General features: G+C 62.2%; 21 protein-coding genes and 1 pseudogene. 12 read left to right on the top strand and 10 right to left on the bottom strand.

Features of this window, described 5'->3' with window-relative positions:
• Positions 1-7 precede the first annotated feature (7 nt).
• Positions 8-571: a biotin transporter BioY gene (locus RHE_RS04675; protein WP_011424275.1), complete on the top strand. Its 564-nt coding sequence runs from the start codon at positions 8-10 to the stop codon at positions 569-571.
• A 201-nt stretch (positions 572-772) separates the two neighbouring features.
• Here the strand turns inward: RHE_RS04675 and RHE_RS04670 are convergent, their stop codons facing one another.
• The 3 genes and pseudogenes from RHE_RS04670 to RHE_RS04655 all read right to left on the bottom strand — a co-directional run bounded on the left by RHE_RS04670 (position 773) and on the right by RHE_RS04655 (position 3,912).
• Entirely contained in the window at positions 773-1,912 is a 1,140-nt protein-coding gene (locus RHE_RS04670) for an acyltransferase family protein (protein ID WP_011424274.1), read from the bottom strand.
• Positions 1,913-2,543: 631 nt separating this feature from the next.
• Positions 2,544-2,744: pseudogene (locus tag RHE_RS31450) on the bottom strand (methionine--tRNA ligase); the annotation flags it as partial.
• 283 nt (positions 2,745-3,027) lie between these two features.
• Positions 3,028-3,912: a LysR substrate-binding domain-containing protein gene (locus RHE_RS04655; protein ID WP_011424272.1), complete on the bottom strand. Its 885-nt coding sequence runs from the start codon at positions 3,910-3,912 to the stop codon at positions 3,028-3,030.
• A 179-nt stretch (positions 3,913-4,091) separates the two neighbouring features.
• Between RHE_RS04655 and RHE_RS04650 the strand changes: the two genes are divergently transcribed.
• Entirely contained in the window at positions 4,092-4,478 is a 387-nt protein-coding gene (locus RHE_RS04650) for an ectoine synthase (protein WP_011424271.1), read from the top strand.
• Between the two features lie 49 nt (positions 4,479-4,527).
• Here the strand turns inward: RHE_RS04650 and RHE_RS04645 are convergent, their stop codons facing one another.
• The 4 genes from RHE_RS04645 to RHE_RS04630 all read right to left on the bottom strand — a co-directional run bounded on the left by RHE_RS04645 (position 4,528) and on the right by RHE_RS04630 (position 10,239).
• On the bottom strand, positions 4,528-5,631 hold the full coding sequence (locus RHE_RS04645; RefSeq protein ID WP_041678830.1) for a LuxR C-terminal-related transcriptional regulator: 1,104 nt from the start codon (positions 5,629-5,631) through the stop codon (positions 4,528-4,530).
• Positions 5,632-5,860: 229 nt separating this feature from the next.
• On the bottom strand, positions 5,861-7,210 hold the full coding sequence (locus tag RHE_RS04640; protein ID WP_011424269.1) for an SLC13 family permease: 1,350 nt from the start codon (positions 7,208-7,210) through the stop codon (positions 5,861-5,863).
• Between the two features lie 93 nt (positions 7,211-7,303).
• Positions 7,304-8,818, bottom strand: coding sequence for a malonate--CoA ligase (locus RHE_RS04635; RefSeq protein ID WP_042117995.1), 1,515 nt, complete (start codon positions 8,816-8,818; stop codon positions 7,304-7,306).
• A complete protein-coding gene (locus RHE_RS04630; RefSeq protein ID WP_011424267.1) occupies positions 8,815-10,239 on the bottom strand; it encodes a malonyl-CoA decarboxylase in 1,425 nt (474 codons plus the stop codon). Before RHE_RS04630 ends, RHE_RS04635 begins: the two co-directional genes overlap by 4 nt.
• Before the next feature lie 158 nt (positions 10,240-10,397).
• Between RHE_RS04630 and RHE_RS04625 the strand changes: the two genes are divergently transcribed.
• Positions 10,398-11,048: a GntR family transcriptional regulator gene (locus RHE_RS04625; protein ID WP_011424266.1), complete on the top strand. Its 651-nt coding sequence runs from the start codon at positions 10,398-10,400 to the stop codon at positions 11,046-11,048.
• A 7-nt stretch (positions 11,049-11,055) separates the two neighbouring features.
• On the opposite strand, the gene RHE_RS04620 is transcribed toward RHE_RS04625, so the two are convergent.
• Positions 11,056-11,457: an acyl-CoA thioesterase gene (locus RHE_RS04620; protein WP_011424265.1), complete on the bottom strand. Its 402-nt coding sequence runs from the start codon at positions 11,455-11,457 to the stop codon at positions 11,056-11,058.
• A 188-nt stretch (positions 11,458-11,645) separates the two neighbouring features.
• Here RHE_RS04620 and RHE_RS04615 point away from each other — a divergent pair, with 188 nt between their 5' ends.
• From RHE_RS04615 to dxs, 5 genes are all read left to right on the top strand, one after another.
• On the top strand, positions 11,646-12,581 hold the full coding sequence (locus tag RHE_RS04615) for a histone deacetylase family protein (protein ID WP_011424264.1): 936 nt from the start codon (positions 11,646-11,648) through the stop codon (positions 12,579-12,581).
• A gap of 2 nt (positions 12,582-12,583) precedes the next feature.
• Positions 12,584-12,835 carry an exodeoxyribonuclease VII small subunit gene (locus RHE_RS04610; RefSeq protein WP_011424263.1) on the top strand — a complete coding sequence of 84 codons (252 nt, stop codon included), beginning with the start codon at positions 12,584-12,586 and terminating at the stop codon, positions 12,833-12,835.
• Between the two features lie 84 nt (positions 12,836-12,919).
• Positions 12,920-13,687, top strand: coding sequence for an SDR family NAD(P)-dependent oxidoreductase (locus RHE_RS04605; RefSeq protein ID WP_042117993.1), 768 nt, complete (start codon positions 12,920-12,922; stop codon positions 13,685-13,687).
• A gap of 74 nt (positions 13,688-13,761) precedes the next feature.
• Positions 13,762-14,685, top strand: a complete 924-nt coding sequence (locus tag RHE_RS04600; RefSeq protein WP_011424261.1) for a pirin family protein — start codon at positions 13,762-13,764, stop codon at positions 14,683-14,685.
• A gap of 248 nt (positions 14,686-14,933) precedes the next feature.
• Entirely contained in the window at positions 14,934-16,850 is a 1,917-nt protein-coding gene (dxs, locus tag RHE_RS04595; RefSeq protein WP_011424260.1) for a 1-deoxy-D-xylulose-5-phosphate synthase, read from the top strand.
• Positions 16,851-17,068: 218 nt separating this feature from the next.
• On the opposite strand, the gene RHE_RS04590 is transcribed toward dxs, so the two are convergent.
• Entirely contained in the window at positions 17,069-19,012 is a 1,944-nt protein-coding gene (locus tag RHE_RS04590) for a methyl-accepting chemotaxis protein (RefSeq protein ID WP_011424259.1), read from the bottom strand.
• A gap of 273 nt (positions 19,013-19,285) precedes the next feature.
• On the opposite strand from RHE_RS04590, the gene RHE_RS04585 reads away from it, so the two are divergent.
• Both RHE_RS04585 and RHE_RS04580 read left to right on the top strand, forming a co-directional pair.
• Positions 19,286-20,032 carry a TlyA family RNA methyltransferase gene (locus tag RHE_RS04585; protein ID WP_011424258.1) on the top strand — a complete coding sequence of 249 codons (747 nt, stop codon included), beginning with the start codon at positions 19,286-19,288 and terminating at the stop codon, positions 20,030-20,032.
• A complete protein-coding gene (locus tag RHE_RS04580; RefSeq protein ID WP_011424257.1) occupies positions 20,029-21,279 on the top strand; it encodes a class I SAM-dependent RNA methyltransferase in 1,251 nt (416 codons plus the stop codon). Before RHE_RS04585 ends, RHE_RS04580 begins: the two co-directional genes overlap by 4 nt.
• 51 nt (positions 21,280-21,330) lie before the next feature.
• Here the strand turns inward: RHE_RS04580 and RHE_RS04575 are convergent, their stop codons facing one another.
• Complete coding sequence (locus tag RHE_RS04575) at positions 21,331-21,780, bottom strand: winged helix-turn-helix transcriptional regulator (protein WP_011424256.1); 450 nt, start codon at positions 21,778-21,780, stop codon at positions 21,331-21,333.
• 85 nt (positions 21,781-21,865) lie between these two features.
• Here RHE_RS04575 and RHE_RS04570 point away from each other — a divergent pair, with 85 nt between their 5' ends.
• Positions 21,866-22,684 (top strand): oxidoreductase, encoded by an 819-nt coding sequence (locus tag RHE_RS04570; protein WP_011424255.1) that lies wholly within the window; start codon positions 21,866-21,868, stop codon positions 22,682-22,684.
• 78 nt (positions 22,685-22,762) lie between these two features.
• Positions 22,763-23,767, top strand: coding sequence for an MBL fold metallo-hydrolase (locus RHE_RS04565; protein ID WP_011424254.1), 1,005 nt, complete (start codon positions 22,763-22,765; stop codon positions 23,765-23,767).
• The last annotated feature ends 39 nt before the right edge of the window (positions 23,768-23,806 follow it).

Raw genomic sequence — 23,806 nt, 5'->3', positions numbered from 1 at the left:
GTTCATGATGAGCACCCGCGACCTCGTCCTTACCGCCCTCTTTGCCGCGATCATCGTGGCGCTCGGCCTGCTGCCGCCGATTTCGCTCGGCTTCATTCCGGTGCCGATCACCGCCCAGTCGCTCGGCGTCATGATGGCCGGCGTCGTGCTCGGCGCCCGGCGCGGCGCGATCGCCGTGCTGATCGTGCTGCTCTTGGTCGCGATCGGCCTGCCGGTGCTTTCCGGCGGCCGCGGCGGCCTCGCGATCTTCGCCTCGCCGACAGCAGGCTTCCTCGTCGGCTGGATCTTCGGCGCCTTCGTCACCGGCTATCTCAGCGAGCGGCTGGTCAACCACGGGCAGTCCGGTCTGGTGCAGACGGTGAGCTTCTTCCTGGCCGCCATGATCGGCGGCATCGTCGTGCTCTACGCCTTCGGCATCACCTATCTCGCGACGGTCGCAGGCCTCGGCTTCACGAAAGCCTTCGTGGGCTCGATGGCCTTCATTCCGGGCGATGTGATCAAGGCCGTCGTCGCTGCCCTCCTCGGTCGCGCCGTCATGGTCGGTTATCCCCTGCTGCCGGCGCGCGCTTGAGCGCGTAACGGCCGACTTGCTGAGCATACCGACAATGGCCGCCTTCCGCGCCAAGGCGGCCATTCTGCGTTGAAGGAAGTCGCGTGGATGCGCGTGTCAAGCCCGACCAGGACGGAGGTTGGGGTAAACTTCAAGGCAAGAACCGAGACGGGGAAATCGGACGTCATTACGCCTCCGGCCTACCTTCTCCTCGATTTCTCCCTAAGCCCGAGACTCCTTCGCCTGAAATCCGGCAGCGCGCTGCCCAAGCCGGTCAAGGAACTCTCTCAGCACCCTGCGGATCGGCGGCTCTCCCCATTTGCACACCGCAAGCGACATTGCGCAAACAATCGCGACGGCAAGAACCAGCGCCGGGAGCGGCGCCAATCCCAGAGCAGTCAGCCAGTCGAGAAGCTGGACGCCGATGGCGAAATGCAGGAGATAGAGCGGGTAGGTCATCGAGCCGAGGGTCTTCACCGATTGAAGGAAGGAGGCCGGCAGGCGACTGATCCGCTTGCTGTATCCGACGCTTGCAACGATCGACGCCAGCCCCGCCGCCCAGATTGCGATCGCGGGAAATGACGAGAAGGCATGGCCCGCTGCGGCGAGCGTACGGTCGCTGGTGTTCTCGCCTGCCATGTAGATCTGAACAGCCCCCGTCGCCAGGGCGCAGAGGAAACCCAGCCAGGAAATTCGGTCCATCCGACCCTGAGACAGCAGCCATATGTAGATGCCGATAGCGAATTGGCAGCCATAATAGAAGGGAATGGCCCGCCAGGCCGTCTCGGTGAATACGGCCGGGATGGCTGCATCGGGAAAGGCGTATAACAGCGCAATGAACGCCGTGCTGGCCAACGACAGGCCGAGCGCCAGGGCGGGCATCCTCGTCTTTTGCCGGGTCGCGCACATGATGAAGACGATGGCATAGAAACAGATCTCGCATGCCAGGGTCCAATATTGGCCGTCTATCCATGGCCCGCCGGGATAGAGCGTGATCGAGCGCAGATAATTCCAGAGGATGCGCCTGTTGACGTCTTCCGTCGCGATGATGGTGAGCGTCAGCGATGCGCAGATCCATACCGCCGGATAGAGCCGCAGAATTCTCCCCTTGAGAAAGGCCAGGGCGCTGGCGGCAGCGGCGGAGTTAACGATGACGAAGCCCGATATGACGAAGAACAATTCGACGCCAACCCAGCCGGGTTGGGCGATGTTCTCGATCTCGGGCATTGTATAGGGTCGGAGATATACGGGCGAAGCCCAGGAAGCAAATCCAAGATGAAATATGGTCACCATCAGCGCGCATACAAATCGCAGTGCGTCGATCCCGTAAATATACGGGCTTCCAGCTTCAGATTTTGCCATATTGTTTGTCTCCAACACTTATGCCCCAGCGCCGCCTCGACTGACATAGGGCGCATGTTTGCTGCGACGACCCCAAAATTGAATTGCGTGCCGGATTCGCTCGTCTATCAGCCCGTCAGATCAGTTCTGCAATCTCCGCGCGGGTCTGAGATTCCGGGCTTGTACGAAGTGTTGTTCGGGCAACAAAAAACCGCCTTGAGGCGGTCGGGCATTCTATCGATTTCCGTTTGATCTAGTCCCCGCCACCTCCGTCGCCGCCACCTCCGTCGCCGCCATCGCAGCCCCCGTCATCGGAAACCTCGATCCCAATTCCGCCATCGCCACCTGAATCCGGACTGCGCCTGGTGTTTGCGGTGGTCTGGGTGGTTGTCCCTGCTCTTACCGCCGTGAGGGCAAAGGCCAGGACACCAGCGACGAGCATGGTCGTCAGAAGATAAGAATCCAATCAGTTTCCTTTCGTTTGCTTCAGGAATCTTGTTTCCCGATCAAAATTGTAGATTATTCTTCGGTGTTCGCAATGGCCTCAATATGAAAGTTTCATGACATGCTGGAATACCTCTCCCTGTCACTTGAGGCCCTCCTCTGCGCTGCCGAAGTTCCAGCGCAGAGTATTTTGTCTGGACTGCGGCCGTCACGCGGCCGTTCTTCGGGGAAAGGGGACGGCTTGCGGGGCGGCTTTGACCCCATCCACGATCAACGGATCCCGATAGAGGCGCGGAGACGCTATTCCGAGCCTGGCATGCAGCGCTGCGGCCGAGCTCGGCAGGAACGGCAGGAGGCAACGGGCAATGATGACGAGGCCGTATACCTGTTCCGCCAGGCAGGCGCCAAGACCGGGCAGCGGCCGCCGTTCAGCCTTCCGGAGTTTTGCCGGCAAGACGGATCGACCCATGAAAAGACCGCCTCGAGGGCGGTAGCTGGTGCATTATGGACGCACGAAACCCGCCACGCTATGAGCGCGGCATCATCATCACGAAAGTGCCTGATCACGGTGTTGTCCATGCACTTTTCCTAGCATCAACGGCCGTTTCGAACGAGCGCGTACCTTGATCCGCGTTTGTGCCGATCGCCCCTCCCGAGCATTTCGCGCCTTCAGCGTCCATCTCCGCACGGTTCTACCGCAGTCCAACGGCTTGGCATTCCTTCATGAACCATTCCGCGAAACGACGCACCGGCTTCTTCGCCGAGGAGCTGGTGATCAGGTAATATCCCTGGGTCTGGGCCGTCGAGATATCCGAAAGCACGACGAGGTCGCCGCGTTCGATCTCTCGCCGAAACACCTCGACAGGGCATAGAGCGATCCCATGACCGGCGATCACCGCCGTGGCAAGAATGTTGAAGTCCTGAAAGATCGGTCCGCGGATCGGCGCGGCTGGCTTTATCTCGGCCTTGCGGAACCATTCTCTCCAGCCGTCCATGGATTCGTCATGCAGGAGGTCGGCCATGGCAAAGGGAACGTTCTCGATAGGCCAATTCCGCCTTGCCAGATAATGGACGCTCGCCACCGGCTGGTTGCGCCGGGAGAATAGCAGCCTGCTCTCCCGCCCTCCCGACAGGTCTTCCCCCATGGTGATGAGAACATCCAGGCTTTCGTCATCGAAGCGTTCTTCCGCTCTTGCATAGACGATCCTGACGTCAAGGTCGGGATCACTCTCCCGGAAAGACGGAAGCGCGGGAACCAGCCAGCGCGACGCGATCGAAGGAATGCAGCCGACGGTGATCGAGCGCATATTGTGGTCTCTGCGCATATTGCCCGTTGCGTGGGCGATGGCTGCCAATGAGCCGGAGACGGCAAGATGATATTCGGCACCTGCTGGCGTTAGCGCAACGCCGCGTCCGGATTTTTGGAGCAGCTTGCGCCCCAGCCACGTCTCCAGATGTTTGATTTGGTGGCTGATCGCGGCGTGGGTCACATGCAGCTCGTCTCCAGCTTTTGACAGGCTCATCAGCCGGGCTGTCGCTTCGAAGGCCCTCAATGCGTTGAGCGGCGGCAGCTGCATATGTTCGAATTCCTCACATGAGAGCCGGGGTCGGCTCCTTCACTCACCTCAAGTCCGGGTGAAACATGTAAATTATTCTAACAGTTTTCACAATTTAGATCATTTGAAGCAAGCGTGGATTTCAGGCCCTAATGGATCATGGAGATCGAGCCATCTCCGCCATTTTCGAGGAGAAGAACATGTTTGTGAGAAGCCTGAAAGACGTGGAGCAGACCGAGCGTTTCGTCGATTGGGGCAATGGCACGAGCCATCGTCTGCTGACGCGGGATGACGGGATGGGGTTTACGGTCTGCCACACTGTCGTTCGCGCCAACACGCAAGCTCTGCTGCAGTACCGCAACCATCTGGAAGCCTGCTATTGCATTCAGGGAGAAGGCGAGGTCGAGGATATGGACGGCAATGTCTTTCCCATCCGCGTCGGCGACATCTACGTTCTCGACCAACATGATCGCCATTATTTGCGGGGTGGCAAGGACGAGGATCTCATCCTGGTCAGCATCTTCAATCCGCCGCTAAAGGGGACGGAACGTCACGATCTGAACAACAGCAGCGGTTCGGAATATTGAGGCTGGCGACCCCGCACACGGATGAAGAACGGGGTTGCGCCTCGAGTATTCACCGCATCAGCAGCGACACCAGGCGGACCCTGGAATTGACCCCGAGCTTGGCATAGATGTTTCTCAGGTGGGTTCTGACGGTCTCGTAGCTGATATCATCGGCCATCGCCACCTCTCTGGGCGATTGCCCCGATGCAATGCTCGACGCGATCCGGATTTCCGTTGCCGTCAGCTTATATAGCTGCATCAGCAAATCGCGCCGCTCGTTGAGCGGCGTCGCCACCATCGGCTCGACGATCACCGCCACGGTCGGCCCCTCCAGGAACTCTGTGAATGTATCGGAGTGCAGCCGGAAGAGGGTGATGCGATAATTGTCCTGGTTCCCGCCCTTGACGATTGCCGTGTGCGGTTTGGTCTGCACACCGGTTCTGGAGGTCAGGAATTCGAGGACCGACGCCGTCTTCTCGCATTGAAGTGCGAGCGTGCCGTCCGCGGCGATCCGAGCAGGCACGCCGGCGGCCAACAATGCCTCTGCGCTTTTATTCCAGCGACGGGCTTTTCGTTGCTCCGAGACATAGATCAATCCGACGCCGATGCTGTCGAACAGGGTCTGCGCTACCTGTTCGTGCGGCGCGAAGAGATCGCGCTTGCGGATGAAATCGAAGGCCCTCTTCAGATGCGGCGCGAGCTGCGTGTAAAGCTTGGCCGCCTCGCTGTTGAGATCGGGGTCGGCTGACGACGTCGAGGTCGACAGAATGAAGGTGCGATTTTCCTCCCGAATGATCGAGACGCCAATGCTCGTCTCGCATCCAGTCTGCCGCTTCAGCCAGTCATTGTAAAATTCCGATCTGATCAGTTCCTCGCGCGGAACGATCTCGTCGCCGCAGAGGCCCTGGCCGACCGGCACGAGATCCAGTCTCGGAATCCAGGGATTGACCGAGCCAAAGTGGCTCACGAACTGATCGATCTCAGACTGCGAAAATCCTGACATGAAGGGAACATGGGCAACCGAGGAGGTCAGATCATGGTAGTGAAGCGCCGCCTTGCCGCCCGGCGACGTCTGTGCAAGGCGATCCAGGAAATCCTGCCAGCTGCACTCTCCGAAGAGACTTCCATAAATCATATCCGTCAGAATAGATGAGGCGTCCGTCGATTGAATCATCATCAAATTTCAACATCGCAGAATGAAATCATCTTCGAATACTGAATAGCGTTGCCTTCGCAATTGCAACAAAATTCGAATTAACGACATCTCCTCTATTTCGTGAAGCGATCAATACTACAACCACAGACCCCCAGCTTGGAACTCGGATGCCTCTCCCACCGTGTCAATGCTTCAACCGCCGCGGGCGATGGCCCACGGCGGCAGCGAGAGGTTCACCGGCTCCTCGTCAAACCAGCCCCGGCACGACGAACACCAGCCAGGCGACGATCGGGCCGATGATGGCAATCAGTGCGCTGTAGATCAGCAGCTGCTTGAGGACCTGCTCGCGCCTTTCATCCGGCGCATTGGCGACCACAAGCGCACCGTTGGTGGAAAATGGGCTGGTATCGACGATCGTCGTCGAGATCGCGATGGCGGCGACGACGCCGATGGCGCTGACATGTCCCTGCATGAGGAAGGGGACGGCCAGCGGGATGATGGCGCCGAGCAGCGCGGTCGAGGATGCGAAGGCCGAAACGATGGCGCCGGTAAAGCAAAGCAGAAGCGCCACCAGCAGCGGCATGCCGAGGCTGGATATGCCGTTTGCGACGTAATCGACGGTACCGGCTTTCTCCATGACGCCGACATAGGTGATGATGCCGGCGATCAAAAGCACGGTCGACCAGCTAACCTTGTCGATTGCCGCCTTCTGGGTTTTCGGCGACAGCAGCGCGAGGGCGACGGCGACGGTCATGGCGACGAGGCCGACATTGAACTTGAAAACGAGCGCCCCGATACCGAGCGCGATCAGTCCGACCAGCGTGGTAATTCGCTCATTGTTCAGACGCAGCGTCGCAGCAGTATCGGCCGCCGTGCCGTAGGCATGTTCCCGGATCGGTTTTGCCGGCGTGCCGCCGTGACCTCTGATCGAGGCCGACACGCCCTCGGGGTGCAGTTCGGGCAAGGGGCCAAGCGATGCTGCCGGCACTTGCTTCATGACCTTCGCGCCGCCGAAAACGAAGAAGACCAGCACCGCAATCGCCAGATTGAAGAAAAAGCTGGAGAGAAACAGGGATGTCGGCGCGAAGGGCAGGCCGGCCTTGGCAACGATCTGGTTGGTAATGCCGCCATAGATGCTGATCGGCGAAAAGCCGCCCGCCTGCGCGCCGTGGATCACCATCAGCCCCATCATGACGGGGTGAATGCGGTACTGGATGGCAAAGCTCAGCGCGACCGGCGCGAGAATGGCGACGGCAGCAGGTCCAAGCGCGCCGAAACCGGTAATGACGGCGGCGACGAGGAACATCACCCAGGGGATCAGGCCGATGCGTCCACGCACCAGGCGCACGGCGCATTCGACCAGCCAGTCGATGGTGCCGTTGATCTGCGCGATGGCGAAGAGGTAGGTGACGGCGACCAGCGTCAGGAACAGATCGCTCGGAAAGCCCGCAAAAATATCGGTGGTTTTCATGCCGATGGTCATGGAGCCGAGCACGAAGGCGCCGGCGAAAGCGAGCGCGCCCATGTTGATCGGCTGGATCGTCGCAACGATGAACATAGCGATGAGCAGGCCTATGGCCAGTATTTCAATACCCATGATTCCCCTCCCTCCGACGCCTCCAGCGCCGTGGTTGCTGTTTGCGATATCGATGCGGATACCCGCTCGCCCTCCTCCCAGAGGGCGGCCGTCTTACGTTCCGGTGTAGAGATCGGCGTATTGCTGCCGCAGGATGTTCTTCTGGACCTTGCCCATCGTATTGCGCGGCAGGTCCTCGGCGAAGATGATGCGTTTGGGCTGTTTATAGCGCGCGAGACGATCCTGCAGGGCGCTGATAATGGTCTTTTCATCCAGCGCAGCGCCGGGCTTGCGCACGACGACGGCGGTGACGCCTTCTCCGAAATCGGGGTGCGGCACGCCGATCACGGCGCTCTCGACCACACCCTCGATTTGGTCGATCTCGCTCTCGACCTCTTTCGGATAGATGTTGTAGCCACCCGAGATCACCAGGTCCTTGCCGCGGCCAACGATGTGGACATAGCCGTCGCTATCGATCTTGCCGAGATCGCCGCTGATGAAGAAGCCGTCGCCGGTGAATTCGGCCGCGGTTTTCTCCGGCATGCGCCAATAGCCCTTGAAGACATTCGGCCCTTTGATCTCGATCATGCCGGTCTGCTCCGGCGGCAGCACTTGCCCCGTGGCGGGATCGGTGACGCGCACCGTCACACCGGGCAGCGGCAAGCCGACCGTTCCGGCGATGCGTTTTCCGTCATAGGGGTTGGAGGTGTTCATATTGGTTTCCGTCATGCCATAACGCTCGAGAATCGCGTGGCCGGTTCGGGCCTGGAACTCGGTGTGGGTTTCTGCAAGCAGCGGCGCCGAGCCTGAAATGAACAGGCGGATCTTGGCTGCCGCCTCTTTGCCGAAGCGCGGGCTTTGCAGGAGGCGCACATAGAAGGTCGGCACGCCCATCAGCATCGTTGCCTGCGGCATCAGTGAAATGACCTCGTCGGCGTCGAACTTCGACAGCAGGAACATCGAGGCGCCGGCGAGCAGCGTGACATTGGTGGCGACGAACAGCCCATGCGTATGGAAGATCGGCAAGGCGTGGATCAGCCGGTCGTCCGCGGTGACGCGCCAATAGTCCCGCAAGGTCAGGGCGTTCGACAGCAGGTTGCCATGGGTGAGCATCGCCCCCTTGGAGCGTCCCGTCGTTCCCGATGTGTAGAGGATCGCGGCCAGATCGTCGGCGGCACGCGAGGCGTCGACGAAGTCGGCCGGCTCGTCGCGTGCGAGATCCAGCAACGAGCCGCTGCCATCGGCATCGAGTGTTTCGACGATCGCGCCGTGACGTTTGGCGATCGTCTCGACGCCTTCGCGAGCGCCCGAGGCAACGACCACCAGACGCGGCTCGGCGTCGCCGAGGAAGTAATCGAGCTCGGCCAGCGTATAGGCGGTGTTGAGCGGCAGATAGACGGCGCCGCTTCGAACACAGGCGAGATAGAGGATCAATGCCTCGGCGCTTTTGTCCACCTGCACCGCAACCCGGTCGCCGGGGCGGATGCCGAGCGTGTCCATCGCGCCGGCAATGCGGCCGGAAAGAGCGAAGGCGTCGCCATAGGTCCATGTCTGCCCGCTGCCGGTGCGGATGAACTGTGCGTTATCTGGTGCGGCGGCCCGCATGGCGTCGAAAAGATGGTTGCTCACTTTCGCCCTCCTCCAAGCGTGGAATTCATCAGTTGCGCAAAGGCTCGAGAGCCTTGCTGGCCATTGCCGCTGCGGCGGCCTTCGTCGTTCTGGTTGAGCAAGCTTTTGACGGCGGGCGAGGCGATAACTTCGCCGCGCTGCGCTAAGGCCTCGTGGTTGGCGACGATGTCGTCGAGCTTGTAGAGATAGTTGACCATCAGACCGTGCGCCTGCTGGAGTGCCTTCGGCGAGCGGTCGCCGAGAAAATTCACCCTTTCGAGCCGGGCGCCGTTGCCGAGATGGAAGCGGGCGACGGGATCGACCGGGCGGCCCTCCGGTGTGCGTTCGGTGAGGAAGTAGCGCGCCGCAAGCGGCAGCAGCACGCGCTCCACGTCGGCGGCACTGCTCTCGCTGCCCGGCCAGTTCGGATCGTCGAGCAAGCTCAGCGTTTTCAGCGCCGCTTCGGATAAGGACCGATCGCCGGTCGCGGTGCGCATCTTGGCAAGCCAGCGGGCAAAACCCGGGACGGGCGACAGCGTCACGAAATTCTTCAGGCCCGGCAGATCCTTGCGCAGATCTTCGACGACCTGCTTGATCAGGAAATTGCCGAACGAGATGCCGCGCAAGCCATCCTGGCAGTTGGAGATCGAATAGAAGACGGCCGTCGTCGCCTCGTCGGCGTTGATCTGCTCCCTCCCCTCGTCGAGCACATCCGCGATCGCCTTCGGCACGGAGCGGGTGAGCGCTACCTCGACGAAGACCAGCGGCTCGTCGGCCAGTCGAGGGTGAAAAAAGGCAAAGCATCGACGGTCGGCCGGCGCCAGACGACGGCGCAACTCCTCCCAGCCGGCGATCTCGTGCACGGCCTCGTATTGGATGATCTTTTCGAGAATATAGGCCGGCGTCGTCCAGTCGATCGGCCGCAGCGTCAGAAAGCCGCGATTGAACCAGGAACCGAACAGATGCGTGAAGTCGGCATCAAGCGCGTGATAGGCTTCGGATCGGTCCTTGGAAGCAAGCAGCTGCTGACGCATGCGGACGAGCGTGGCAGTGCCGTTCGGCGCGTGATTCAATCGGCGCAGCAACTCCTGCCGCCGCGGCTCTGCGGCCTGGTGGAGCGCGATGACCGCGGTTGAGCTTTTGTCCGTCCGGTAATCTTCGATCGCCTGATCGAGCCTGGCGGTGTCGGGGCCGAATTTTTGCTGAAGCATATGGAAGAATTTCTGCGCACCCTCGCTGTCGAGCGCGCCCCAGCGATCGAGGATCTCGGCTGCAAGGGCCATGCCGGAGGCTTCACCCCGGCTCGACAGCAGCATTTCACAGAGGGTCTCGAGATCGGCTTTGGCGGCGGCCTGCGTATTGCGCGAGCCGGAAAACAGAAGCTGGCGTCCGTGATCCGTGATGCTTTGCAGCATGTCGGTGAAGAAAGACGCCTCGGGCATGCCATTCTCCTCTCTTCTGATGGCGTTGTGTGCGCCATTGGACCCGCTGCTTCCCATCGCCGGGCTTCGTCTGTAGTATGTAAATTGCCATTCTTCGTACACGACGTCAATGTTTGTGTATACACGAGCGGCAATTATGTATGAAGGAAGCGCGAAAAATGTCCGAGAATGTCGGCCGGTGGCTCCGGGATGAGATTGAAAATGCAATACTTTCCTATGAGTTCGCCCCTGGCGAACGGCTTGACGAAACCGTGCTTGCCAATCGCTTCGGCGTCTCGCGAACGCCGGTGCGCGAGGCGCTGATGCAGCTTGACGCGATCGGTCTCATCGAAATCCGTCCGCGCCGCGGCGCCGTGGTGATCGATCCGGGGCCGCACCGCATCTACGAGATGTTCGAGGTCATGGCGGAGCTCGAGGGGCTGGCGGGGTCGCTTGCGGCACGCCGATTGGACAAGGTCTCCCGGGAGGCGATCACGGCCACCCACAGTCGCTGTGAGCAGTCAGCCGCCGCCGGTGACAGCGACGCCTATTATTACGACAATGAGGAATTTCATAAGGCGATCTACGCCGCGAGCCGCAGTGATTTCCTGCAGGAGCAATGCGCGCAATTGCATCGACGTCTGCGGCCCTATCGGCGGCTGCAACTGCGCGTGCGCAACCGCCTGTCGACCTCCTTCTCGGAACATTGCGCCATCGTCGATGCCATCTTTGCCGGAGACGGAGATGAAGCCCGCCGCCTGCTGCGAACCCATGTCGGCATTCAGGGAGAAAGGTTCAGCGACCTGGTCGCAAGCATGGCGGCCAGATAGAATTGCTCTAATCCAAAAACCGATAGAGCCAGTCGCGTGTTTCCTCCGGCAGCGAGACCGGCTGCTGATCTTCGACGCTGCGGGCCTGCCAGATGATCTCGACCTCGGCGGCGCGCTCCTCGCCGGTGTCGATCGAAACGAGGAAGCCGATGGAGCGCACGCCGATCTTGTCGACGGCGGCGGTGAAAAGGGCCGGCTCGTCGTAATGCAGCGGGCGGTGGAGAACGCAGGTAATCTTGCTGGCGCTATAGACCGGCTCGTCATCGACTTCGGGCCGCGCCAACCAGAAGCTCGCAATGACAGACTCGGCATAGGAAATATAGGAGGCCAGGAACATCCGGCCATTCATATCGACATCGCGAAACGGCACATGTATTTCCGTCACACCCGGGCGTTTCGAATGACTCATCAACAACTCTGCCTACAAAATTCCCCGTTAACGACAGTAGCACGAGGTTTTTCGAAGTAAACGGCTGAGATGACAGGAATTTATAATGCCGCCGCCGCTGAGATCGTGCGGCAGAGCGCTTGTTGAAATCGTCGGGCGACGCCCCATCTGCTGTGGAACATGACACAAGCGGCCGATAGAGTGTCACCATGAGCACCCGTTTTTATGAACACCCGATCTTCCTGGAACATGTGACGCCCGCCGGCCATCCCGAGCGATCGGACCGGATCCGCGCCATCAATGTGGCGCTGGAGCATCCGAATTTCGAGCGGCTGGAGCGCCGGCAGGCGCCGCAGGCGAGCGAGGATGCGGTGCTGCTGGCCCATCCGGAAGAGCATCTAAAAGCCGTGATGCGGGAAATCCCCGAGGAAGAGGATGGGATCAACCAGCTCGAAGCCGATACCTATGCCAGCGTGAAAAGCCTGCAGGCGGCGCTGACCGGGATCGGCGGGGCGATGGCGGCGGTGGACGACGTCTTTTCCGGCGCCGCCGACAATGTCTTCGTCGCCGCCCGCCCGCCGGGGCATCATGCCGAGAAGACGACGGCGATGGGCTTCTGCTTCTTCAACAATGCGGCGATCGCCGCCCGCCATGCGCAGAAGCGGCACGGCGCCGAGCGCGTCGCCATCGTCGACTGGGACGTGCATCACGGCAACGGCACCCAGGATATCTTCTGGGATGATCCCTCGGTGTTGTTCTGCTCGACGCATCAGATGCCGCTCTATCCCGGCAGCGGCGCCAAGGAGGAAAGGGGCAAGCATAATACCATCGTCAATGCGCCGCTTTCGCCGAATGTCGGCAGCGAGCATTTCCGCGAGGCGTTCAAATCGCGCGTGCTGCCGGCGCTCGACGATTTCCACCCGGATCTGATCATCATCTCGGCCGGCTTCGACGCGCATCACCGCGACCCGCTGGCGCAGATCAACCTGACGGGCGAGGATTTCGACTGGGCGACCGGGCGTGTTCTGGAGCTTGCCGACCGGCACGCCAAGAACCGGGTCGTCAGCCTGCTCGAAGGCGGTTATGATCTCGAAGGACTGGCCGAATCGGCCGGCATGCATATTCTGAGAATGATGAAGGGTTGAGAATGACTGACAGCGCCAAGCCTGAAGTATCGGGCCTTTCCTTCGAAAAGGCGGTTGCCGAACTCGAAAGCATCGTCGCCCGGCTGGAGCGCGGCGACGTGGCGCTGGATGAATCCATCGAGATTTACGAGCGCGGCGAAGCGCTGAAGAAACATTGTGAAACGCTGCTTTCGGCCGCCGAAAACCGCATCGAGAAGATCCGGCTCGACCGCGCCGGCAAGCCGCGGGGCGTCGAGCCGCTGGACGGCGCCTGAGCGATCGGAGCAGCCTTTCGAAGGCGCTTGTAGATCGGCTTGCCGCCGATCTATGATCCCTCAGAACCATGAGGGGATGGACAAATGACGGACAGATTGAAGGGCAAGGTCGCCATCATTTCGGGCGGCGCCACCGGCATGGGCGGCGCGGCCTCAAAGCTGTTTGCGGCGGAAGGCGCGCGTGTCGCGATCATCGACCGCAATGGCCAGGCGGCGGCCGAAACCGTGAAAGCGATCCGTGATGCCGGTGGCGAAGCCGACCACTGGACCGCCGATGTCTCCGATGAAGGAGCCGTCAATGCCGCGGTCGCCGGCGTCGAGGAACGCTACGGCGCCGTCACTGTGCTGTTCAACCATGCCGGCACGATCGTCATCAAACCCTTTCTGGAAACGACGCTCCAGGAATGGGACTGGCTGCACGCAGTCAATGTGCGCTCGATGTTCCTGATGACCAAGGCGGTGCTGCCGAAGATGATCGCCGCCGGCGGCGGCTCGATCGTCTGCACCTCGTCGATCTCGGCGGTCGCCGCCACGCCGATGGAAGTGCTTTACGACACGACCAAGGGCGCCGTGCACATGTTTGCCCGCGCCATCGCGGTGGAGTTCCGCGACCGCAACATCCGCTGCAATGCCGTCTGCCCCGGCTTCATCCGCACACCGCACGGGTTGCGCGAGGTGGCCGACCTGCAGGCGCTCGGCGTCGACGTTTCGGATGCCGCCATCACCGCCCAGCAGGGCCGGATCGGCGAGCCGGAGGATGTGGCGCGCGCCGCCCTTTATCTCGCCAGCGACGAATCGAGCTTCGTCAACGGCGCTCACCTCTTCGTCGATAACGGCTTCACCGCCATCTGAGCAGGTGTGTTCCATTGGACGCGCGGCGCTTCAGGTATTATTTCTGGTCGATACCCTAGCGATCGGAGATCCCCATGTCCTTCTTTCCCGGCAAAGATCCCCTGCCCGGCGACGCCTACGCCTGTGATGCGATCGAGAACCTGATCATTCCGCGCACCAGTGATATCGGCGGCTTCCAGGTGCGGCGCGCGCTGCCGACGCGGCAGCGGCGGCTGGTCGGGCCGTTCATCTTCTTCGACCGCATGGGGCCGGCGATCCTGAAACCGAATGAAGCGCTCGACGTCAAGCCGCATCCGCATATCGGATTGTCGACCGTCACCTATCTCTTCGACGGCGAGATCCGCCATCGCGACAGCCTCGGCACCGAAAAGGTCATCCGCCCCGGCGACATCAATCTGATGACAGCGGGCCGCGGCATCGTGCATTCCGAACGCACGCCCGACAATCTGCGCGGCCATCCGCTGCTGATGTCGGGGCTGCAGACCTGGCTGGCGCTGCCCGATGACAAGGAGGAGATCGATCCCTCCTTCGCCCATACGGAAAAGACGGAGATGCCGCTGATCGAAACACCAGGGGTGCGCGGGCGCGTCGTCATCGGCTCGTTCGAAGGCATGAGGTCGCCTGTCGGCACCTTCTCCGATACGCTCTATGTCGATCTCGACCTGCAGCCCGGCGCGAAATTCCCCTTCGGTGCAGCGCATGAAGAGCGCGCCGTCTATGTGCTCTCTGGCGAGGTCGTCATATCGGGCGACCGTTTCGCCGCCGACCAGTTGCTGGTCTTCCGGCCGGGCGATCCGATCACGCTCGAAGCCGGCAGCGACGGCTGTCACCTGATGCTCTTCGGCGGCGCGGCGCTGAACTCGAAACGATACATCTGGTGGAATTTCGTCTCCTCGTCGAAGGAACGGATCGAAAAGGCGAAGGAGGAATGGCGCACCGGCCGCTTCGATATCGTTCCCGGCGACGAGGAGGAGTTCGTGCCGTTGCCGGAAGGCTGAGCGCGGCAGCGATGCGCCGCCGCCGGCCACCTGCCCCTGGATTTCAACCGGTAGCGAAATACCGCGTCAGCGCGCCTTTCGTGCAGTTCACATAACTCACGGAAATAGAATGTGATATCCCCCGAAAACCCCTCACACATTTTTCCGCCATGCTCTAAGGTGAAAACCTTCGGTTCCTGAAATCACTTGTTTTGCCTCGTTCTAATCGAATAAAGCGGTACAAGGAAAAGTAAGAAAGAGCGCCGCCCGTGACACATCCGCCGAAGACTCCTCTGCTCGACCAGGTCACCTACCCTGCCGACCTGCGCAAGCTCGAGGATCGCGACCTGCCGCAGCTCGCCCGCGAGGTCCGCGACGAAATGATCGATGCGGTGTCGCGTACCGGCGGACATCTCGGCGCCGGCCTCGGCGTCGTCGAGCTGACGATCGCCATCCACAGCGTCTTCGACACGCCGAACGATCGGCTGATCTTCGACGTCGGCCATCAATGCTATCCGCACAAGATCCTGACCGGCCGGCGCGACCGCATTCGCACACTGCGCCAGGAAAACGGGCTATCCGGTTTCACCCGCCGGGCCGAAAGCGAGTATGATCCGTTCGGTGCGGCGCATTCCTCGACCTCGATCTCGGCCGGCCTCGGCATGGCGATCGCCGCCGATCTCGAGAAAACCGACCGCCGCGTCATCGCCGTGATCGGCGACGGGGCGATGTCGGCCGGCATGGCCTATGAGGCACTGAACAATGCCGGCGCGCTCGATGCGCGCCTCATCGTCATCCTCAACGACAACGACATGTCGATCGCCCCGCCGACGGGCGCAATGAGCGCCTATCTCGCCCGCCTCGCCTCCGGACGCACCTATATGGGCTTCCGCGACTTCGGCAAGAAACTGACGGCCTATCTGGGCAAGAATATCGACCGGGCGATCACTCGCGCCGTCGAGCACGCGCGCGGCTACGTCACCGGCGGCACCATGTTCGAGGAGATGGGCTTCTATCATATCGGGCCGATCGACGGGCATTCCTTCGACCACCTGCTGCCGGTGCTGCGCAACGTGCGCGACAATGCCCGCGGCCCGGTGCTGATCCACGTCGTCACCCAGAAAGGCAAGGGCTATCCGCCGGCCGAAGCGGCGGCGGACAAATATCACGGCGTCAACAAGTTCGACGTCATCACCGGTGCGCAGGCGCGGGTCAAGCCGAACGCGCCGAGCTATACCAGCGTCTTTGCCGAAGCGCTGGTGCAGGAAGCCGCCCTCGACGACAAGATCGTCGGCATCACCGCCGCCATGCCGAACGGGACCGGCCTCGACAAGCTCGCCGAAGCCTTTCCGTCGCGCTGCTTCGATGTCGGCATCGCCGAGCAGCATGCCGTGACCTTCGCCGCCGGCCTTGCGGCGGAAGGCTACAAGCCGTTCGCCGCCCTCTATTCCACCTTCCTGCAGCGCGCCTACGACCAAGTCGTGCACGATGTGGCGATCCAGGGACTACCGGTGCGTTTCCCGATCGACCGCGCCGGCTTCGTCGGCGCCGATGGGCCGACCCATGCCGGCTCCTTCGACACCGCCTTCCTCGCCACCCTGCCCGGCTTCGTGGTGATGGCGGCAGCCGATGAGGCCGAACTCAAGCACATGGTGCGCACGGCCGCCGCCTATGATGCCGGCCCGATCTCGTTCCGTTATCCGCGCGGCGAAGGTGTCGGCGTCGACATGCCGGCGCGCGGCGAAATCCTGCAGATCGGCAAGGGCCGCATCGTCAAGGAAGGTACCAAAGTGGCGCTGCTCTCCTTCGGCACCCGGCTTGCCGACTGTCTGCTCGCCAGCGAAGATCTCGAGGCCGCCGGCCTTTCGACAACCGTCGCCGATGCGCGTTTCGCCAAGCCGCTCGACCATGAGCTGCTCCGCCAGCTCGCCCGCCACCACGAGATGCTGATCACCGTCGAGGAAGGCTCCGTCGGCGGCTTCGGCAGCCAGGTGATGCAATATCTCTCAAGCGAAGGCCTGCTCGACAACGGCCTGAAGATCCGCTCGCTTGTTATGCCCGACATCTGGATGGAACAGGCGAAGCCCGAAGCGATGAACGCCCATGCGGGGTTGGATCGCGCCGGCATTGTGTCGACGGTGTTCCGGGCGCTGCGGCGTGGGGTTGCTGTTGGGGTTGCGGGATAAGTGACTTTGTGAGGCTGTGCCGTGTGGCCCCCTCATCCGCCCTACGGGCACCTTCTCCCCGAGGGGAGAAGAGGGATCGAGACGTTGCGGCATATCTCTTCTCCCCTCGGGGAGAAGGTGCCGGCAGGCCGATGAGGGAGCCACCACGCAGGTACTCTCGATAAAAGGCGGCGCATCCGTTGCACCGCCCCTCATATAACGTTCCCGAGAAAGCGCGCTCAGAATTCCGTCCAGTCTTCCTGCACCGCAACCGCTGCACTTGCCTGTCTTCCGCCGAAGGCCTTGGTGACCTTGCTGGCGAGTGCGCGTGCCGGTGAGGCGACCGGGCGGGAGGCAGGCGTTGCGGCGGCCGTCTTCGGGGTCGGAGCGGCAAGCTCGGTTCCGAGCTTGAACTGGCGCAGCAGTTCGTCCAGCGCGCTGGCTTCCTGGGCGAGCGCATGGCTTGCGGCGGTCTGCTCCTCGACCATGGCCGCATTCTGCTGCGTGCCCTGATCCATGTTGTTGACGGCGGTGTTGATCTCCTGCAGCCCAATCGACTGTTCGCGCGTGGCGGTGACGATCGCGTTGACGTTGCGGTTTATCTCCTGCACCTCGGCGACGATCGCCTCCAGCGCCTTGCCGGTTTCGCCGACCAGCGAGACGCCGGTCTGCACATGCGTGCCTGACGTGGTGATCAGATCCTTGATCTCCTTGGCCGCCTTGGCCGAACGCTGGGCAAGCTCGCGCACCTCCTGGGCGACGACGGCGAAGCCCTTGCCCGCCTCACCGGCGCGTGCCGCCTCAACGCCGGCATTCAGCGCCAAGAGGTTGGTCTGGAAGGCGATATCGTCGATGACACCGATGATATTGGAGATTTCGCCGGAGGACTTTTCGATCTGCTGCATGGCCGAGACCGCCCTGCGAACGACATCGCCGGATTTTTCAGCGCCGAGGCGGGTGCGCTCGACGAGATTGCCGACATCCTCGGCGCGCTTGGCGCTGTCGCGGACGGTCGTCGTCACCTGCTCGAGCGCTGCGGCGGTCTCTTCAACCGCGGCGGCCTGCTGCTCGGTTCGATGGGCGAGATCGTCTGCGGCCGAGCGGATCTCGCCGGCGCCGGCATTGATTGCCGAGGCGTTGCGACCGACCGACTGGAGTGCCGCCTGCAGCTTTTCGACGGCATGGTTGAAGTCGTTGCGCAGGCTGTCATATTGCGGTGCGAAGGGCGTCTGGATGCGGGCGGCAACATCGCCGACGGCAAGACCGGCAAGGCCGCCGGCCAAAGCGTCGACGGCATAACGCAGCTCGCCTTCCTCGCGCGCCTTCTGCTCATCGCTCGCCTGGCGCTGGCGCTCGGCATCGTCACGCATGCGGTCTGTTTCACCGGCAAGGCGCAACTTCTCGATCGCCGCCTGCTTGAAGACCAACACCGACTGCGCCATGCGGCCGATTTCGTCACCGCGCTCGACAGCCGGGACCTCGATGTCGTTCTGACCGCCGGCTAGGCGATCCATGGCGGCAGTCATGCCGACGACGGGACGGACGATGGTGCGCGACATCAGCCAGGCAAGAAGGGCTGCGGCAAGCGAGGCGACAATGCCGCCAGCAAGGAGTGTCGTCGCCAGATCGCTGTTGGCATCAGCCCGGATCGCGGCAAGCGCATTCGACTTTTCGCGGGCCGTGGCCTTGATCTTGGCGGAGGCCTGACGGAAACCGTCGAGCTGACCCTTGGTGGCGTTGACGCCGATCTTGACGACCTCTTCGATCGGCATGTCGGTTTCCTTGCGCGCCTTGGTCTGCGGTTCGGCAAGTTCATGGAAATAAAGGTCGGCGGCCTTCTGCATGCCGTCGATCATCTCGACCAGTTGCGGCTCGCCGGCCGCCGTCTGCTTGGCGGCGGCGATCGCCTTCAGCATGCGCTCGCGGTTGGCGAAGACGTCGCCATAGGTGCTGTCGCTGCGGAAAAGGATGAAGCCGCGCAGATTGACCGCCTGCTCGAGCATCGCCTGCAGCGCGTCGTCGATCTGGTTGACGAGCAGTTCCGATTTTTCCTGCTCGGCGGAGGCGGCCGCCGACGCCGTCGCCTTTGAATAGACGAAAGCGGAAACGGACACGAAGATCAGAATGAGGGCCGCGAACGTAGCCGCAAGCTTCCCGTTCAAGGATATGTTTTTAGCGGACATCGGTGAATTTCTCCTGACGACAGTCGACGCGGCGAGAGACAGGTCGCGCCTGATGCGCAACCGCCAAGACTTTTCAATAGGAAACATGATCGGCGTAGTGACGCCCTGCGCCTTCATGGCACCAGAGAGGTTCGGGTGAACCGCTGCAATCGCGACGAACCTATGCGGGCAGGCTTTAAATTTGTTTAAATTGTTCATCTCAGGACTCGCCCGCAACAACCGCTGCGCAACAAAATGCTTGCAACCGGCGGCTTTGCCGGTCATTCACAGCCGATGTCCGATCAAAACAGTCAACGCCTCGACCAGCTGCTCGTCTCCCGCGGCCTCTTTGCCAGCCGCTCGCGGGCGCGCGACGCCGTGCAGCGCGGCACGGTGCGGATCGGCGGCCAGCTGGTGACGAAGGCCGGCGCACTCTTTCGCGACGACGCCGATATCGCGATTGACGATCCGGCGCAGGATTACGTCTCGCGCGCCGCCCTGAAACTCGCCGCCGCGCTCGATCAATTCCGGCTCGATCCCGCCGGCCATCACTGTCTCGATATCGGCGCCTCCACCGGCGGCTTCACCGAGGTGCTGCTGCAGCGTGGAGCGGCGCATGTCACGGCGATCGATGTCGGCCACGGGCAGATGCATCCTCGGATCTCGGCCGATCCGCGGGTGACGAACCGCGAGGGCGTCAACGCCCGCAACCTGACGGCTGACGATATCGGCCAGCCCGCCACCTTCATCGTCTCCGATGTCTCCTTCATCTCGCTGAAGCTGGCGCTGGCTCCGGCGCTCGATCTCGCCGCGCCGGGTGCCGTCGCCGTGCTGCTGGTCAAGCCGCAGTTCGAGGCCGGGCGCGAGGCGATCGGCAAGGGCGGACTGTTGAAGGACCCCGCCTCCGCACCCGCCGTCGCCTCCGAACTGGAGCGCTGGTTCACCGAGGACATGGGCTGGAACAGCCTCGGCCTCATCCCCTCCCCGATATCAGGCGGCGACGGCAATCGGGAATACCTTCTGGCAGGATTGAAACCGTGAGCACCGAAACCGTCACGATCGAGAAACTCGGCACCCAGGGCGACGGCATCGCAAGCGACGCTGGCGGGCCTGTCTATGTGCCCTTTTCCCTGCCCGGGGAAACCGTGGCGATCGCCCGCGTCAAAAGCCATGGCACGATCATGTCGATCGCAACGCCCTCACCCGAGCGGCAGGATCCGCCCTGCCGGCATTTCGGCCCGGACGGCGTCAACGGCACCTGCGGCGGCTGCACGCTGCAGCATCTGGCGGACGGCCCCTACCGCGCCTTCAAGCGGCAGCTGGTCGTCGATGCACTGAAATCCAAAGGGCTGACGCCTGTTGTCGGCGAGATCGTTCCGGCCCGGCCGGGCGAGCGCCGGCGCGTGGCGTTTGCGGCGCGCAAGACCGAGAAGGATATGTTGATTGGCTTCAACCAGGCTGAAAGCCATCATATCGTCGCCATCGAAGAATGTCCCATCTCGTCGACAGGGATTGTCGCCCGGCTGCCGGCGATCAAGGCGATCGCCGCTGCGCTGGCGACCAGCGCCGAACCCTTCCGCATCGCGGTGCTCGAAACACGCTCGGGCCTCGACATTGCAGTCGACGAGATCAGGAAACTCCCTGACCCGCAGCGGCGCAAGGCGATCGAAACCGTGCTCGGCCTGCGCGGCATCGCCCGCGTGACGCTGAATGGCGAGATCCTCGTCGAGCCGGCAAAGCCGATCGTCGATTTCGGCGGCGTCGAGGTTTCACCGCCGGCGGGGGGATTTGCCCAGGCGACGAAGCCGGCGGAAGAGGCGATGGCGGAGCTGGTGCTTGCCCATGCCGGCAAGGCCAAACGGATCGCCGATCTCTTTGCCGGCGCCGGCACGTTTTCGCTCAGGCTGGCGCGGATCGGCCGGGTGCATGCGGTCGAGGCCGAGGCAGCGGCGCTTGCCGCCCTCGACCAGGCCGCCCGCAAAACACAGGGGCTGAAGCCGGTGAGCGTCGAAAAACGCGACCTCTTCCGCCGCCCGCTGATGACGCAGGAGCTAAAGCCCTATGACATGGTGGTCTTCGACCCGCCGCGCGCCGGCGCGGAGTTCCAGTGCAAGGAACTCGCCCGCTCTGGCGTGAAGAAGATAGCAGCCGTCAGCTGCAATCCGCTGACGCTGGCGCGAGACCTCGCGACCCTCGTCGAGGGTGGCTACCGCATCACCAAGGTGACGCCGATCGACCAGTTCCTCTGGACCTCGCATGTCGAGGTGGTGGCGACGCTGGAGAAATAGGTCCGAATCGCGCCCGGCGCGCTCGCGATATTCCGGCGCGTCGAGAACATGCTATCGGTCGCTCGGCTCGCTTTGCGGCTGCAAACTCATGCGCATTGATCGCGTTCCGAGCTTTGCGCCGGTCACGGCATCGATTGCGATCGGCTCAATCTCCGATCCTGACTCGACGTCGATATAGCGGGCGAGTTCGCCATCGCAATGGCGGTGTGCCCAAGCCCCGATCATCATCAGCACAGGCAGAAAATCCCGACCCGCTTCCGTGAGGACATATTCTTCGCGGGGCGGCCGCTCGGAATAGAGGCGCTTCTCAAGCAGACCATCCTCCGTCAGCGCCTTGAGACGCTTGGTCAGCATGGTCGGCACGATGCCGAGGCTCTTCCTGAACTGATCGAAGCGGGTGAGGCCGGCATGGGCATCGCGCAGGACGAGAATGCTCCATGCGTCGCCGACGGATTGAAGGCCGCGGGCTACCGGGCATTGGGGAATCGGATTATTTTTCATTTAGTATCTTTTCGATAGTGACACGATATCGAAAAGATAGTAACAGATCGGGCAGCGATGATCCACACTTTTGAAAGCTGACAATATGACCGACAAAAACAGAAGCGTTGCACTGGTCACCGGTGCGTCCTCCGGCATCGGCCTCGCAACGGCGCAAGCGCTTGTAAAGGCCGGCTACCGCGTGTTCGGGACCAGCCGCAAGCCTGTGGCCAACAGGCCGGGCATGACGATGCTGATCTGCGATGTGGCCGATGAAGCCTCGGTGCAGGAGGCCGTTGCGGAGGTCGTCCAGCAAACCGGCCGGCTCGACCTCGTTGTCAACAATGCCGGAATCGGCCTCATCGGCGGCGCCGAAGAATCGTCGATCGCCCAGGCCCAGCGGCTTTTCGACGTCAACGTCTTCGGGGTGGCGCGCGTCGCCAATGCCGTCCTGCCGGTCATGCGCAAGCAGAAGAGCGGCCGGATCATCAACATGAGCTCGATCCTCGGCCTCATCCCGGCTCCGTACAATGCCTTCTATGCTTCGACCAAACATGCGCTCGAGGGCTATTCGGAATCGCTCGACCATGAAGTGCGCAACTTCGGCATTCGTGTCGTCCTCGTCCAACCCGGCGTCACCAGAACATCCTTCGAGGAAAACCTCACACGAGCAGACCAACCTCTTCCGGACTACGCTTCGGAACGCGCCCGCAGCGAAGCGCTGATGCGCAAATGGGTGGAGACGGGCGATGCGCCTGAGGTCGTCGCCGACATGGTCGTGAAAGCCGCAACCGCAAAGAAGCCGAAGCTGCGCTATTCCGCCGGCAAGCAGTCGCGCCAGGTCCGCTCGCTTCGCCGCTACCTCCCCGAGCGGCTGGTCGACAGCCTGCTGCGCAAGGTCAATGAGTTTCCGGCCACGGCCTGACTCATTCATTGAGGACGGGTTTCAGATTTCGAGCCGAAACGCTTAAACTCATTCCTCGGCCAAGGAAACCGATTCTGAATGCGCAAGACCAAAAGACGCAATCCGTACTATGCCGGCCCGGTGTCCGATCACTTCGACGGCACGTACTTCTTCAATCCCGAAGGGATCAAGCCGCTTGGTTTCCGCGCGCTCTTGCGGTGGCAGTTCGGCGGTGGCCGTGCGCGCTGGCCACGGTCGGTTCCAAGCCCGTTTGCGACCGCCAAGCCGGATCCCCGCGTCGACGGCGAGGATCTGCGGGTGACGATGGTCGGGCATGCAACCATGCTGGTGCAGGTCGCCGGTCTCAATATTCTCACCGATCCGGTGTGGTCGGAGCGGGTCAGCCCTTTCACCTTTGCCGGACCCAGACGCGTCGTCGAACCGGGCATTGCCTTTGATGACTTGCCGCCTATCGATCTCGTGCTGGTGTCGCACAACCATTATGACCATCTCGATATCGCAACACTGAAGCGCTTGCATGCCAGGCATAGGCCGCTTGTCGTGACGCCGCTCGGCAACGACACGATCATCCGCCGTGCCGTGCCCGGTCTACAGACGACATCGATGGACTGGGGCGAGCGCATCTCGCACGCCGGAATAAGCATCGATGCCGAGCCGGCCCATCATTGGTCCGCCCGCGGCGGCGCCGACCGCCGAATGGCGCTCTGGGCCGCGTTCGTCTTGTCGACACCAGCCGGCAAGATCTATCATGTCGGCGACACGGGCTTTCACCGCGGCATCAATTACAAAGCGGCGCAGCGGAAGCATGGCGGTTTTCGCCTGGCGATTCTACCGTTCGGCGCCTATGAGCCGCGATGGTTCATGAAAGGGCAGCACCAGAATCCTGAGGAGGCGGTGATCGGGATGAAGCTGGCAAATGCGGCCTATGTGGCAGGGCATCATTTCGCGACGTTCCAACTGACGAATGAAGCGGTCGACGAGCCGGTAAGAGCGTTGCTAGAGGCGATGAGAGAGCACGCCATTCCCGCGGACCGGTTCCGGCCGCTCAGGGCCGGCGAAGTATTCGATGTGCCGCCGGCCTGACCGGTATCCGTCCGGCACAGGCCTGCGTTCCATGGGTCT

Origin of the sequence: Rhizobium etli CFN 42 (assembly GCF_000092045.1) — a bacterium.
Taxonomy (GTDB): Bacteria; Pseudomonadota; Alphaproteobacteria; order Rhizobiales; family Rhizobiaceae; genus Rhizobium; species Rhizobium etli.
The sequence above is the reverse complement of the archived record's forward strand: the minus strand, read 5'-3'. Positions and strand labels throughout refer to the sequence as shown.